The following is a 14,015-nucleotide window of genomic DNA, read 5'->3' on the forward strand; positions in this document are numbered from 1 at the left end:
CCAAAAATAGCTAGGAATGTTCCCCAAAGTCTCTCAACAAGGCTGGCTGGAAGCATTCTGGGATTGTCGCCCGTAAGCGCTACGCAGGAGCGGAGGGAAGCCTGCCGAGCGTTGCACGCCTTGAGGCCGGCTCAAATAAGCTTGATCGGATCTTCACAGATGATAAATTTCATCTATGTACATGAGACATGTTAGATTGAGCTAATTCCGACTCGTGTCAGTTCGGACCCAACACATCCACCTTGGGGAAATCAATCTTTGTATCGAAGACATTATTGATGTAGTTGGTAAACATATATTGAACACTTAAACCGATAATATTCAATATTTCCTCATCGCTGAAGCCTGCTTCGCGAATGAGTATGAGCTCTGCCTCGGTAACGTGCCCACGCGTGGTGACAAGTTGTTTGACAAACCGCCCCACTGCCGCCATTTTTCGGTCGTTGGACATACCTCGTCGGGCAAGCAATAAATCACTCGGGTACATTTTCCAAAAATTCATACCCATATAGGTATGTGTCGCCAGGCAATACAGGCATGTATTTACCTCAGACACCGCGAGCGCTACATGGGCGCGAAGCCTCGCATCGAAGCTGTCGTCCAGCGACTGCTGCATCTTGTCCAAGGCTGTAAGCGTGCTGGGTGAGAGTGATGTCAAACGCAATACATTAGGTACAAACCCCAGTTTTTTGTAAACAGTATCAAACGTAGGACGCACTTCCTCCTTGGCGCTGTCTCGTGTGGGAATTATAGTGCGGGTCATGACTGCACCTCAATAGGATGTTTGGCAGTAACGGTTCAAGAGTGGTGTACTGACACTATCGCAGCTACGCCTTAAATGATTCATAAAACGCTTAGGCCAACGTATCCGTCGGAAAATCAATGTCGGTATCGAATACGTTATTGATGTAATTAGTAAAGCTGAATTGTATTACCAGGCCAATGACTTCGATAATTTCCGCATCGGAGTATCCTGCCTTTCGTACACGATCAATCTCGTCCTCACTGACGTGACCGCGCATTTCCGCAACTTTTGCAGCGAACTGAATAATAGTCTGAATTTTCGGATTGCTCGATTGCCCCTTTCGTGCAAGCGCCATTTCTTCCGGACTGTCTTTCGCCAGGTTTAGTCCAACAAAGGTATGAGCAGCCACACAGTAATGACACCTGTTGACCTCTGAAACAACAAGTGCGATTCGCTCACGTGTCTTCAAATCCAATGCTTTCATCAACGGAGTTTGCATTCCCACCAACGCCGCGAGGGTTTTCGGACTCATTGCAGTGAGCCGATACAGATTGGGGAAAAAACCAAGGCGCTTTCCTATCGCGTCCAAGGCCGCGTGCGTTTCTGGCGGTGTGTTTTCCCGGCTCGGAATTTCGACGCGTGACATGTTTTTCCACCTGTAAGAGATATGTATTGTCGGTTCAGTCTATCGACTTGAGAGCGCAGTGATAACCAGAAAATTTCAAGAAGAACCATTTCAAAAAATGAGAACAGAAGTCAATTGACGAGAGTGACGTGTACCACGCACCATAGCAGCCAGGCACCACCATTCACGCTAAAAATCAACCGTATAATTAAACAAAGAAAACCCTCAAAAATGCCTGAATCAAGACACATGATTATCCCGCATTTTGCATAGCCGGAACCACACCTTTACCTGCGCAAAAGTGACTGGTAGGTTATCAATCAGTGCCAAAATGCGTGCTTTTCTGAGAGGATTAACAAAATGGATCGTCTTGAAGCGATGGCCATCCTGGTAGCTACAGTGGAAGCCGGGAGCTTTTCTGCTGCAAGTCGCAAGCTCTCCGTTCCGCTGCCAACCGTCAGTCGAAAACTCGCGGCTTTAGAGGAGCATTTGGGGGTTCGGCTGTTGATGCGTTCTACTCGTAGCTTGACGCTGACTGAAGCAGGATTGACCTATCTTCAGTCTTGCAAGCAGATTCTCGATCAGGTGACCGAAGCAGAGCGCTCTGCCTCCGGTGAATACACGACACCTCGAGGTGAGTTGGTTGTAACTGCACCTGTCGTCTTTGGACGCCTTCATCTCCTACCCATCATTAACGATTTCTTGGCCTCGTTTCCGCAAATTAATATCCGATTGATATTATCCGACAAGACGATGCATCTTGTGGATGATCATATCGACGCCGCTGTACGAGTCGGTAGATTACCGGATAGCGGCATGATGGCCACCCAGGTTGGAACTGTCTGTCGGGTGGTTTGCGCGAGCCCGGAATACCTGGCCAGCCACGGAAAGCCCACGCATCCCAATGATCTCATAGAGCATTCATGCGTCAATTTCGAAGGATTGCCTTCAGGTGCTTTGTGGACTTTCGCGCCTGCTGCAACGCCGGCAAATATACTGACTGTAATGGTGAAACCTCGCCTTTCAGTCAACACCGCTGAAGCCGCTATTGATGCTGCTATTGCGAATGTGGGGCTAACTCATGTTTTGTCATATCAGATTTCCCATGCGGTCGAGCAACAAAAATTACGCTTAGTCCTTCGTGAATTCGAACCCACGCCTATACCCGTTCATTTAGTTCACGCCGGTCAGATACCATTACCGGTAAAAACTCGCAGTTTTTTTGACTTCGTTGTACCGCGCTTAAGGTCAGTCTTGCTCGGTGATAAAGATAGATTGCGAACAGGAATGAACACCCTTGTACCCGAATACCCAGACTTATAATTATTCAAGTGTCGACAACCAATGACTCCAATATAGAATATGCCCCCTATCAGGTCATGCTTCCTTTTATACAGTCGGGTACCTGTAAGAGTTGAAAACTCTGAATATCCCACCGTATAAGCTTCCCTATCCGATCTAGCTAGGCGCTCTTGGAAAAAAATTTTTAGAGATTTCTCACACCAATGCAGATGGTAATAACAAGGGCACTAACAGCGTATTCTGCCAGCGAGCACCCTTATCAATCGAACGATTATTTAAAAAGGAATTGACAACTTCAACCAATAGGCATCACCTTCCGCCCTATTTCGCACTTGAGATTCTTTCTGCCATTTGGCTGTCAGAAACCATCCGTTATTACTCATGTATTTCACGGAAGGACCAATTGCGAATGCCCTGCCCTTATTGTCTTTTATACGATCACCATGCTGCCGATCGTCCGTGGTTTGATGATAAATATAACCGCCTACACCCACCACCCAACCATTACCGAGCCCCCAACCTACCGCATAGTCTGTGTGCAATTCCTGGCCCGAGCGATAATCGGTATCTTTATTGCGCAGGTTGAAGTCATACATCGTTTTGGCATCTATGTTCAGTCCGTTCGGGTCGACGTAAGACACCGCTAGAACAGGTTCGATCACCCAATAATTACGCCCGATGTTGGCCAAATCATTCTTGTCGTATTCACCCGTGGGGGCGATAAAGTCCAAGGCCAGAATGCTGTGCAGTTTTTCACTGTGATGGAAACCAAGTGCGGGACCAAAGAACACATCGGCCAAACCTTGTTTGGTTTGTGATTGGCCATTGATCTTTACTTTCAAATCAGCCGCCGGAATGATCGTGTGAAAAGCCAGGTTCCCTCCGAACACTTGCTGCTCGGTTACCCAGATCATCCGCAGCGCAATGACATTGGCCCGCACGTTGAAATCAATCGGCACCTTATTACCACGGTTGTCTCGCAGTGAGTCAGCCTCGTAGTGATTGGCGAAAAACTGCGAATAGATGCCCGGCGGCGGTAACGCCCCTGACATATAGTTTTCAGAGCCCATGGGGTAGGAGGATCCGCCGGTCTCGGTGGCCTCTACCCCAATGCTGGTGGCAGCTAACAAGCTCAAAACGGCATTATACAGATGACGAACGTGAGCTGATTTTGTTAACGCTTTCATAGTCGATGATCTTTTGTTGTTTTTATAGTCAGCCGAGCACTTGCTGATCGTTGTGAGATCAGCAAAGTGGGCATCTTTACTACGGTGAAATCAGATTTTTTTGAACAGCGCCGACCTTGTACTTTCGCTAGCGCCATCCGCCGCGCTATAGAAACGCTCCATGAAAATGTCCCGCTCGAACAACCGCCCCTGCATCAGGCAGGTGATGGCCGAATCAATCATCACAGGCGGTCCGCACAGATAAGCCTTGCGGCTGCTGAAACGGCCTTCGAAATACTGCTTCGCGGCGTCATGCACATACCCCTTGAATCCTTGCCACTCCGGATCATCCGCTGCCTGGCTCAGAGCAGGCACATAGATGAAGTTGTCATGGGCACGCGCCAACGCCTCAAACAGCTCGCGGTTATAGAGCTCAGCTCGATTGCGCGCGCCTTGGAACAGCACAATCTGGCGACTGTCACCGGACTCCAAAAGATCGAGAATCATCGACTGAGGACTCGACAAACCCGAGCCGCCGGCGATGAAAATCAAATCGCCGCTTTGTGAGGTACGCACAAAAAACTGGCCGTAGGGACCGGACAATTCCACCGCGTCGCCCACTTGAAGTTCATCATGAATCATGGTCGTGGCCAGGCCACCGTCTACACGGCGCACATGCAGTTCCACTTCATCCGCACGGCTGGGCGTGTTGGCCTGGGAAAATGCTCGCGTCCCTTCAATTCCCGGTAGTTGCAGGTTGATGTACTGACCGGCCTGAAATGCCATGGGTCGGTCGAGCTTCAGGTGGACGCCTTTGATGGTGGGCGACAGGTCGACAAGCTGGGTGACAACAGCTTGATAGTCCTCGACAGGGTGCCCGAGAAAGTCCGGATCAGCGTCGATATCCGCTTCGATCACCATATCGCTCAGAGGCATTGCACAACAGGCGAGAATCTTGCCTTCATCCCTCTCCATATCCATCAAGGCGAATGACGAAGCCGCCCCCACATCCGCATCACCTTCGAGCACCTGAACCTTACAGGTGGCGCAGGTACCGTGGCCACAGGCGAATGGCAGCCAAACACCCTGGCGCAATGCCGCCTGCAGGATGGTCTGGCCCTCCTCTACCTCGATTTGCTCGCCGGTGGGCTCGATGGTTACTTGGTAGCTCATTACCGGTTCCTCAGTTGAAAGTGCCGGCAATGCCGTTCAAGCCTGGTGTATTCATATGCAACAGACTTTTATGGTCTATGCCGTTATCGATCAGGCTGGCCGCGTAGTCCGGGGTGAAGGGCTGATCGTTCAATCGCCACAGCACTTGGCTAAAGTCGACGCGAGAGGCGTCCGGATGTTGCGAAATAGACGCTTTTACAACCTGGTCGACGAACGCTCCGAATGGCATGCTCGGTGGTAGCGGAAAGGTAAAGGGCGCGCAAAACATCAGGTGCTTTTCCCAGCACAGGTAGACGAGTTGCAGGCCATTGAAGTTGCTCTGGCTATCCAGAGGTTGGGCGCTATAGGTACCAATGGCAGTCACGGGCATGATTTTGTCCTTTTTCTTGTCAGATAATTTGCAAGCGGGCGCGGACACCCGCTTCTTCGTTCAGCCTCTGACCTCAACCGGTCTTGCGCAGCGTCGGGTCAGCCGGCGTAGCCGGCGCGCTGTTGCGATCATTCGGGTGCCAGTCCTGCCAACGCCGATGCTCGGTGGAGCCCAAGTATTCGAAGTTGTCTTGGCCCGGCTCGATGTTGTAGTACTCACTGACAATCGTCTCGACATCCGCACCGCCGCAGTTGCCCTGGAGAATCTGGTGCACGGGCAGCCAGGCCTGGATGTACTTCGTGGGTTCGTACTCAAAAATGTCGCAGCACCCCTGAGAGCAGAAGTGATAACGCTCGCCCTCGTGCTCAGCGCTGCGATGGCTCAAGGTTGTCGACTCGTCGGGCTCAGTGAACGACAGCGGGATCTGACAGATCTGGCAGAGCATCGGCAGCGTCGGGTTGTAGAAACGCTCACCCTTTTCTTGCAGCGCACGCCAGTGTTCGAAGCGTGGCCGGTAGATTTTGTCGAAGGTGTCTGGATACTTGGAAGACAACCAATCCAACTCCTCGTCGGTCGGCATCCAGGTGTGGAAGTTGGTGGCCTGGCTGTACTGGTAGAAGATCGACCACGCCTGATGGCTGATGTGATCCTTACCAATGTTGGCTTCTTCGACATGCTTTGGCGGACGGATGCCATAACGCTCCAGATCCTTGAACAGCGCACCGCCGGCCTCTTCGAAGTACACACCCCAAGCTTCGGACCAAGACATGACTTTGTTGGGCAGCATGTAGTCCATCATCATGCCGACCAGGGTCAACAGGCGGTAACCGCGCCAGAACCACTTGTCGATCCACCGCTGGATGATCGGCACGTTGTCCTCATGCTGTTCCAGCAAGAACTTGATCACTTCAAGACCGAGGGTCATATGGCGGGCTTCGTCGGACTGTGCCGAGAAACCGAAGGTGACCGTGGCCATGTCACCGTTGAACGCAGCACCCGACATGAAGGGTACGAACAACAGGTTGGTCAGCACGTATTCGAAGGAGAACGAAATCGCTGTGAGGAACTCGAACGGGCCGGCCGTGCGCGCGTCTTCGAAGAACGACTTGGGCACCGAGAGGAACCAGACACGGTCATGCATATGGGCAAAATCATGCAAGCCATTGAAGTGTTTGTTGTAGTGACTCATGGCATGAATCTGCGTCTGCACGTGACGCAGTTCGTCGATAGCCTGCATCTGACAAGCGATGCGCGCACCGGCGCCGCTGAATTGCCTCCCGACCCGGGCGAAACCTTGATAGGCCTGGTATTCCAATGGCGTTACGCCCGACAGGAACAGCTTCAGCGCGTTGACATAACGGGCGTCCGAGAGGGTGGTATGGCCGTTGTTTTGCGAGAATGCATCGAATATCGCGTAGAGCTTTTTCTCTTTTTCAGCCTGGTATTTCCAATAGGTATCCATGGTCAGACGAAACGGGTCTTCCCACTTGTCCCAGTCAGTAATCTTGATCCCTTCGAAACGCTCGTGTGGATAGATGTCCTCGTGGGTCTGGTAGCTCGGCTCCCAGTCCAGGTCACGAGTCATGCAGCGATACTTTTCTTTGGCATTGAGGCGTTTTTTCACGGCCATGATGATTCTCCGGAATTCTTGTTATCGATCAAACGCGCACGGCAGGCTGATGGCGCTCAGCTGTTCCAGTGCAGGGAAAAACTGTCGTCTTCTTCCTCGACGTTGCCGCCCAGGGTGATCACGTACATCAGCATTTCCTGGATGTCCCACGGGCTGCCGGTGATCTGTTCCACGGTTTCGCGACGAATGTCCAGGCGTCCCGGCGCCTCGATGCGAATCATCGAAGGCTGATGCTGGATGTCGGCGTGTGGATTGTCTGTCCTGATGGCTTCGACGATTGAACGCGCGTAATCAGTGTCTTGCAGGTTGAGGTAAACGAGGGAGGTCATGGGTTCACTCCGGTCAAGCCGATTTTTTTCAGTCGGGTGGCGAACTCGCCGCACACCGCATCCAACGCGGACTCATTCAGGCCAAGACCGGCCAGTGGGCGCAACGCCTCGACGGAGCGCTGGCTCCAGCGATCGATCCAGCTTTCCACCAGGGCCTTGTTTGCAGCGCTCTCGCTGATCACTGTCTTGAGCAGCGCATCGACCCAACGTTGGCTCTCGGCGAACCACAGGCGCATGAATTCAGTCAGCATGCCGACCTGACCGGCGCCGTTAGCGCTCAGTTGCTCGTCGAGTTTGTTGAACAACAGCGGATACACCAGGCCATCGCTGACCACATTTTGCGCCACGGTCAATTCGAACCAGTCACGTATGACTAAGGTGTCTTCGACGTAGCGACGCATTCCCTGCCAGGCAGAATCGTTCAGCCACAGCTGCTTGGCTTGAGCGAGAATCTGCACATCGCCGCCATCGAGCATCAGCCCTATGCGCGAGAGATATTGAGCAATGCCTAGCCGGTCCATGGCTTGGAACATGTGCATCTGAGTGACGCTGGTGCCGAAGCCGTCGGCGGCGATATTGCTGTTGTTCATGTTCGCACCCAACTCCGCATGACGAAGAGGCAGCAACAGCGTACTGATCAACTGGATATTTTCAGCCGACAAGCCACCGAGCATGTCGCGCTTCTCACAGAAAGAGTAATCGTGCTCGGCGTTCTCCTGCATCTTGGCTCGTGCCTGGACATAGGCGCCGTAGTAATACTGACGTGGATCGCTGACCGCGTACCAGTCGGCCATGACCACGGCGGTACGCGTGGCATCGTTAAGCAATTTGTCGGGCTGCCAGAGCGGCCGATAATGGAAGTTGGTCGCTGATTCGATATCGAAGCTGGCTTCCTGATAACGGCTGGCAACTTTGTCGCCAAACCGGCGGCGAGTGTGGCTGAACGTGTTGCGGATCGTCTCGACGGTCGTCGTCTTGATCTCGACACTCATGGAGTGATCTCCTGTAGTTGTTGTTTTATGCAGGGAAGGACGGCTTATTCAGCGTCGCGGCTTTCGCCGTAACGCCACTTTTTTGCATCGGCGTCTAGGGCGTCGGACATTTGCGCGTCCATGTGTTGCACATGGTTGCTCTCGCAAAACTGCTTGAACGCGTGATGCGGAAGCACCAGCTCGACAAACAACTCCGGGTAGCCGATGGCAAAGTCGAATTCGACAAAGGCATCTTCCGGCTTGCTGCGCACACGCACGTAGCGCGGCATTTGATCGAAGGTGCTACCAGATTGGTTCATGCTCAGGCACTCCCTATTGTTATGAAGGAGTACGGAGCAACAACGATGCCAGCCCCCAGGGTGAGTGCCAAATAAAAAATAAAAGCCTTAATAAACATAGCAATAGCGAAACACTGATAAGCCACCTTCGATGCCGAAGGTTATCCTCGAAGGGAGAGCGATAGTGTCGAATTTACCATTTGGTCAATTTCAATCGCCTCGATTCGAGCAAATAGACAAGCGGCGCTCGTAGTGCCGAGTTCTGTCAGGTCGAGAATAGAAGGATGAGTTCAGGAAACGTTCGAAAGGAGTGCCAAGCTGGCGTCGATGCAGATCACCGACGACACTCAACTAATTGATATTGTTCGGCGAAGGAAGGTTTCGAATCAGGCACTCCGGGATTTTGGTGCAATGCCCCACCATCGTCCCGCAGTGCTTCGTCGAATCGAGCATGGCACTACATGAAGCTATAGGTGTAGTTGAGGATCAACCGGGGCTGATCCCGATCGGCGACACGTGTGCCGCCGTCATGATGTTACGGATTTGCTGATGTTTTTTTCTACAGCCCCGCCCACGCCTCGATGTCGAGCACCAGCTCGGTCAGATCGCGTTGGCCGCCGTCTTGCAGCGCCGCGACATTCCACATCTGGCGCAGGCTGCTGCCTACCCACATCGGCACACCCAGCGCCTGACACTCATCGACCGCCAGGCCGATGTCCTTGCAGACACTGCCAATGGGAAAACCAAAATCGAAGGTGCGCGGCAGTACGTGTTTGGGGAATTTATCCAGAGTCGCACCGTTCTTGCCGCTGCCGGCATTAATCACCGACATCATCACTTGCGGATCGAGCCCACCTTTCACCCCGGCGACGAAAGCCTCGGCGGTGATCGCGAACGCAGTGGTCGAGAGCATGTTGTTGAGCAGTTTGAGTAGCTGCCCTTGTCCAGCCTGCTCGCCCACCACGAACACCTTGCCGAACACATCGAACAGCTCGCGCACCTCGGCGATGACGCCAGGCTTGCCCGCGACCATCATCGCCAGCGTGCCTTTCTGTGCTCCGGCGGCGCCGCCGCTGACCGGTGCATCGACGGTTTCGATACCTCGGGCGCAAAGGCCTGCCGCGACTTCCTGTTCAGCGCGAGAGCCGACCGTCGACAGGTCGATCAGAATCCGCACCGCAGCGCCGTCGACGATACCGTTGGCGCCTAGGGCCACGGCTTTGAAAATCGCCGGATTGGGCAAACTGGTGAAGATGATTTCAGCGCTGTCGGCGACCTCCCGGACGCTGTGGGCAACCCGTGCGCCCAGCGCCGCCAATTCATCCAGTGCTTTGGCATCGGTGTCGAAGATCACCAACTGATGGCCCTGCTCGATCAAACGTCGCGCCATTGGCCGGCCCATGACACCTACGCCAATAAATCCAAGTAATCTGTCGTTCGTCATGTCAGCTCCTGAAAATTGGAAACCGTTACGCCGCATCGCCGGCGGCGGCGAGTTGCATCACGACACTCGCATCGGCCGCCTGATCCAATGACCACAACGCATCGATCAGTGGCTGGGCCGCACAGCCTGAACGACCGTAGTCGGCGAGTTCGCGCAGTTTGCGTTCCAGGTCCAGGTCGCTGAGCGGCGCGGCCAGGCTGCCCCGGCAAACGGAGACTTGGCGACAGCGGGTCTGGCCCGATTGCAGAAAGATCCGCACCTGCGCCGCCTCCACCGCATAGTCGGCATCATCGATAAACACCAGCTTGGGATACAGTGCTCGCAGTGCTGGCTCGGCCACCGCCGTATCGCCAAATTGCGCGAGGCTCGCCGCCCCCGTCGACAAGACAACGGCGACCGCATGCTGGGCACTGACCTGTGATTCACGCCCACTGCGGATGTCTGGACGGTCAGTGCGTTGGCGCAGCAGCGGGTGGCCGGTCAGCTCGACGCGCACCACTTCGTCCATCGTCCATGCCCGGTCTTGATAAAGCCCCAGACAGGCCTCGATCACCGGGTTCAACACCACACCGCAGGGGTAAGGTTTGTAGGTGTTGGCCAACAATGCCCAGCGCGCGCCCAAACCCTCGCTGATCTGCAGAAAATCCGGGCGTTCGCCCATCACCCGCAGAAAGCCGCGCTCACCTTCGATCGGGTGCTCGGGACCGGCAAAACCCGTCTGGGCCAGCAGCGCGGACAACAAGCCGTTACGTGCGGCGTTACCCACGCCGAGGCTTTTTGAGGCACTGCCCAGGGTTTCCACCAAACCTGACGACTGCGCACTGGCATTCCCCAAGGCCCATAGGTGTTGCTGCGCGTTCAGGCCAAGCAGTTTTGCCGACGCCGCCGCCGCGCCGAAAACACCGCAGGTGGAGGTGATGTGCCAACCACGCCGGTAGTGATCCGGAAAAATCGCCATGCCCAATCGACATGCAACTTCGACCCCCAGCACAAACGCCAACAGCAGTTGTTCACCGCTGAACCGCGACGTCCCGGCCAATGCGAACAGCGCTGCCGCCACCGGTGCGGTCGGGTGAATGATCGTCGGAATATGGGTGTCGTCGAAATCGTAGACATTCGCGCTCATCGCATTCAACGAGGCGGCATTGAGCAGGTCCATCCGCTCGGTGCGCCCGACCAACTGCGCTTGCTGTCCCGAGGAAAAGCGCTGGAACAGCGAGATTGCCTTGGCGACATCAGGGTCGCCGCACCCCGCCAGACAGACCGCAAAATAATTCACCAGCGCCCGCTTGGCCTCATATTGCACGGCTGGTGGAATATCCTTCCACCGAGTACGCTCGATGAAGCCGGCCAGTTGTCGCGTCAACGGTGGCGTCGGTATGGCGCGATCAATGTCGGGGCGAACGTCGCCTCTGGTCATGCTTGTCTCCTTCAATGGTGTCCCGGCTTTTCGCTGTTTTCGTGGAACTCAACTGGCCAGCCAGCCGTCGTCCACCGGCAAGGTGGCACCGGTGATGTGGGTGCCCGAGGCGCTGCACAGAAACACCACCAGGTCCGCCACATGCGCAGCATCGATAAACCGCCCGGTGCCCTGTTTGCCCCGTAGGAACTCGCGGGTCGCCGTGTCGCGGTCCAGTTGCTGGTGCGCCATCAATGCCGTGAGACGGCTTTCAATGTTGTCTGTCAGTACCGAACCCGGGCACACCGCGTTGCAGGTAATGCCCTGTCCCTGGGTTTCCACCGCCACCGCGCGGGTCAGGCCGAGCAAGGCCGTTTTGGTGGTGACGTAATCGATACGGTTGGCGATGGCGCGTGAGCCATAGGCGGATGACATATTGAAAATCCGCCCCCAGCCCTGAGCACGCATGCCCGGCAAGCACAACTGGATGGCGCGAAAGGCGGCGGTGAGATTGACTGCCAGCGCCTGATCCCAACGTTCGCCCGGAAAATCCTCAAGGGGCGAAAAGTGCCGGACCACGGCGTTATTGATCAACACGTCAATGCCTCCCATCTGCGTCTGCGCGGTGTTTATCAGCGCCTCGATGGCGCCGGATTCCGTCAGGTCGGCAGAGACGTAACAAGCCGCTACGCCATGCGCTTGTGCCAAGGCCTGGCAGGTCGGCGTCATGTTCTGCGGCGACTCCAGACCGTGCAGCACCAGGTTGCAACCGGCACCGGCCAAGCCCTGGGCCATCGCCAGGCCGAGCCCACTCGATGAACCGGTGATCAGCGCCGTTTTACCTTTCATGCCGACATCCTGGGTGAGCCGATACGGACCGCGAATGAAGGGTCGTTCGGATCCACCGGGGCAAAGCGATGCATAACGTCCGGGTCATGGCCGGGGATAACCACGGCGTCGGGTTGTTCCTTTTGCCATTGGCGGATTTGTGCATAACCTTGATACATGGCGGCCAGGCTATCGAGCACGGCGAAAGGACGGTCCTGCTCCAGTTCTTCGTAGTAGTGAATGGCGTCCGAGGCGAGGATCACCGGCCCTTCCGGCATCTGCACCACAACGGCCAGTTGGCCTGGAGTATGACCGCCGACTTCGTAGAGCTCGATCCCTGGGATCAAGGTGTTGCGAGGCCCGTCGAGCAAGGTGATCCGGCCCGCGTCGGCCAGTGCCTGGATGCGCTGGATATCCAGCGGGTCGATATGGTGAGCGTACTGGGGGCGCTGGCTCATGTCCGACGCCCAGAAGTCGAACTCATTGCGCGACATGACGATTTTCGCGTTGGGGTACAGGCCCAGATTGCCGGCGTGATCGTAGTGCGCGTGGGTCAACACCAACAGCTTGACCTCTGCCGGGTCGATCCCCAGGCGAGCCAAGGCATCGGCCGGTGCGACCAGCGGTTGACGGCGCCGGGCGATGGCGGCTTCGGGGCTGAACCCGGTGTCGATGACAATGGTCTGTTCGGCGTTGCGAAAGATCCAGAAAAAGTAATCCATGGTGATTTCACTATCCGGCTCTCTGTAGGCGCGGAAGTTGTAATAGCACTCGCTCTTGGTCGTTTGCCGAGTGCCGTAACGCACGATGATCACTTCAGGATCGATCCAGTCGGGTTTCACGGCCACCGCTGATGGGGTGTTCATATCTGACTCCTCAAGACAAGAATGCAAGTGCGTGGGTCAAGCCATGACACCAGGGCACTGTGCTTTTATTTTTATAAGGGGGCGTAGGGGTTGCTAGCGCGCATCACCCAGCGCCTGCTCAAGCATCGGCGCCGCCAGCAGCGCACCGTGAATGCCGATGACACTGACGATCTCCAGCATCTCCATGATTTCCTCGGTCGTCGCGCCATAGCGCAACGCGTTTCGCATGTGCAGCTTGAGGCCCGGCACATACAAGTGCGTGGCAGCCGCATCGAAGGCGCAGTAGATCAGCTCCTTGATTTTTGCTGGCAGCACACCGGTGCGCCAGGGCACCGAGGAAAATTCGACGTAGGCTTCGAAAAGCTCTGGATCGAGCTCCAGCAAACCTTCCCAGGACGAATGCCAATAGCCACGGTTTTTCACGAAACTGTCCTTGAGCGCTTCACGCCGGGCATCCAGCACCGCCGGGCCATTACGCAGCCCTTCCTCCGCCAGCACCTCCAACAGCACCGGCACGCCGACGTTCGAAGCATGGATACCGACGGTGCTGATCAACTCCAGCACCTCCATCAACTCCTCAGCGCTGGCGCCATGTTTGATCGCCGCGCGCAGATGTTCCTGAACGCCCGGCGCATACAGATGGGTAGCATTGGCACTGGCCGCAATGGCAATGAAGGACTTGACCTTGTTCTCCAGATGATTTTTTCTCCACGGGACAGCGGCAAACCCCGAGTACGCTTGGAGAAAACCGGCATCCAGACGCAAAATGCTCTCCCAGGCCGGGCTCCAGATACCGCCCGCCTCAATGAAAGCCTGTTTTACCTGCTGCTGTTTTTGCGTAAGCATCATCGTCCCTCCTTCATCAAGG

General features: G+C 55.3%; 15 protein-coding genes. 1 reads left to right on the forward strand and 14 read right to left on the reverse strand.

What is annotated here, in order from left to right; translation table 11 throughout:
* Positions 1-217 precede the first annotated feature (217 nt).
* Positions 218-763 (reverse strand): carboxymuconolactone decarboxylase family protein, encoded by a 546-nt coding sequence (locus AWM79_RS17505; RefSeq protein WP_060783395.1) that lies wholly within the window; start codon positions 761-763, stop codon positions 218-220.
* Between the two features lie 91 nt (positions 764-854).
* Positions 855-1,391 (reverse strand): carboxymuconolactone decarboxylase family protein, encoded by a 537-nt coding sequence (locus AWM79_RS17510; RefSeq protein ID WP_017132913.1) that lies wholly within the window; start codon positions 1,389-1,391, stop codon positions 855-857.
* A 339-nt stretch (positions 1,392-1,730) separates the two neighbouring features.
* Between AWM79_RS17510 and AWM79_RS17515 the strand changes: the two genes are divergently transcribed.
* Positions 1,731-2,693: a LysR family transcriptional regulator gene (locus tag AWM79_RS17515; protein ID WP_060783396.1), complete on the forward strand. Its 963-nt coding sequence runs from the start codon at positions 1,731-1,733 to the stop codon at positions 2,691-2,693.
* A 254-nt stretch (positions 2,694-2,947) separates the two neighbouring features.
* Here the strand turns inward: AWM79_RS17515 and AWM79_RS17520 are convergent, their stop codons facing one another.
* The 12 genes from AWM79_RS17520 to AWM79_RS17575 all read right to left on the reverse strand — a co-directional run bounded on the left by AWM79_RS17520 (position 2,948) and on the right by AWM79_RS17575 (position 13,996).
* Positions 2,948-3,859 (reverse strand): SphA family protein, encoded by a 912-nt coding sequence (locus tag AWM79_RS17520; RefSeq protein ID WP_060783397.1) that lies wholly within the window; start codon positions 3,857-3,859, stop codon positions 2,948-2,950.
* A gap of 90 nt (positions 3,860-3,949) precedes the next feature.
* Positions 3,950-5,011, reverse strand: a complete 1,062-nt coding sequence (locus AWM79_RS17525; protein WP_060783398.1) for an NADH:ubiquinone reductase (Na(+)-transporting) subunit F — start codon at positions 5,009-5,011, stop codon at positions 3,950-3,952.
* Between the two features lie 10 nt (positions 5,012-5,021).
* Positions 5,022-5,381: a phenol hydroxylase subunit P4 gene (locus AWM79_RS17530; protein WP_017132917.1), complete on the reverse strand. Its 360-nt coding sequence runs from the start codon at positions 5,379-5,381 to the stop codon at positions 5,022-5,024.
* 73 nt (positions 5,382-5,454) lie between these two features.
* On the reverse strand, positions 5,455-7,011 hold the full coding sequence (locus AWM79_RS17535; protein ID WP_017132918.1) for an aromatic/alkene/methane monooxygenase hydroxylase/oxygenase subunit alpha: 1,557 nt from the start codon (positions 7,009-7,011) through the stop codon (positions 5,455-5,457).
* A 56-nt stretch (positions 7,012-7,067) separates the two neighbouring features.
* On the reverse strand, positions 7,068-7,340 hold the full coding sequence (locus AWM79_RS17540; protein WP_060783399.1) for an MmoB/DmpM family protein: 273 nt from the start codon (positions 7,338-7,340) through the stop codon (positions 7,068-7,070).
* Positions 7,337-8,332 carry an aromatic/alkene monooxygenase hydroxylase subunit beta gene (locus AWM79_RS17545; protein WP_060783400.1) on the reverse strand — a complete coding sequence of 332 codons (996 nt, stop codon included), beginning with the start codon at positions 8,330-8,332 and terminating at the stop codon, positions 7,337-7,339. The genes AWM79_RS17540 and AWM79_RS17545 overlap by 4 nt, the downstream gene beginning before the upstream one ends.
* 44 nt (positions 8,333-8,376) lie before the next feature.
* On the reverse strand, positions 8,377-8,631 hold the full coding sequence (locus AWM79_RS17550; RefSeq protein ID WP_060783401.1) for a phenol hydroxylase subunit: 255 nt from the start codon (positions 8,629-8,631) through the stop codon (positions 8,377-8,379).
* 538 nt (positions 8,632-9,169) lie between these two features.
* On the reverse strand, positions 9,170-10,054 hold the full coding sequence (locus AWM79_RS17555) for an NAD(P)-dependent oxidoreductase (protein ID WP_026013273.1): 885 nt from the start codon (positions 10,052-10,054) through the stop codon (positions 9,170-9,172).
* Between the two features lie 25 nt (positions 10,055-10,079).
* Positions 10,080-11,474 carry an MmgE/PrpD family protein gene (locus AWM79_RS17560; RefSeq protein ID WP_017132923.1) on the reverse strand — a complete coding sequence of 465 codons (1,395 nt, stop codon included), beginning with the start codon at positions 11,472-11,474 and terminating at the stop codon, positions 10,080-10,082.
* 48 nt (positions 11,475-11,522) lie between these two features.
* Positions 11,523-12,302 (reverse strand): SDR family oxidoreductase, encoded by a 780-nt coding sequence (locus AWM79_RS17565; RefSeq protein ID WP_017132924.1) that lies wholly within the window; start codon positions 12,300-12,302, stop codon positions 11,523-11,525.
* The gene (locus tag AWM79_RS17570; RefSeq protein ID WP_060783402.1) at positions 12,299-13,147 is read right to left on the reverse strand and encodes an N-acyl homoserine lactonase family protein; all 849 of its coding nucleotides are present in this window, start codon (positions 13,145-13,147) and stop codon (positions 12,299-12,301) included. Before AWM79_RS17570 ends, AWM79_RS17565 begins: the two co-directional genes overlap by 4 nt.
* 93 nt (positions 13,148-13,240) lie before the next feature.
* Positions 13,241-13,996 carry a carboxymuconolactone decarboxylase family protein gene (locus AWM79_RS17575; RefSeq protein ID WP_060783403.1) on the reverse strand — a complete coding sequence of 252 codons (756 nt, stop codon included), beginning with the start codon at positions 13,994-13,996 and terminating at the stop codon, positions 13,241-13,243.
* Positions 13,997-14,015 lie beyond the last annotated feature (19 nt).

The sequence above is a fragment of the Pseudomonas agarici genome (assembly GCF_001543125.1).
GTDB lineage: Bacteria > Pseudomonadota > Gammaproteobacteria > Pseudomonadales > Pseudomonadaceae > Aquipseudomonas > Aquipseudomonas agarici.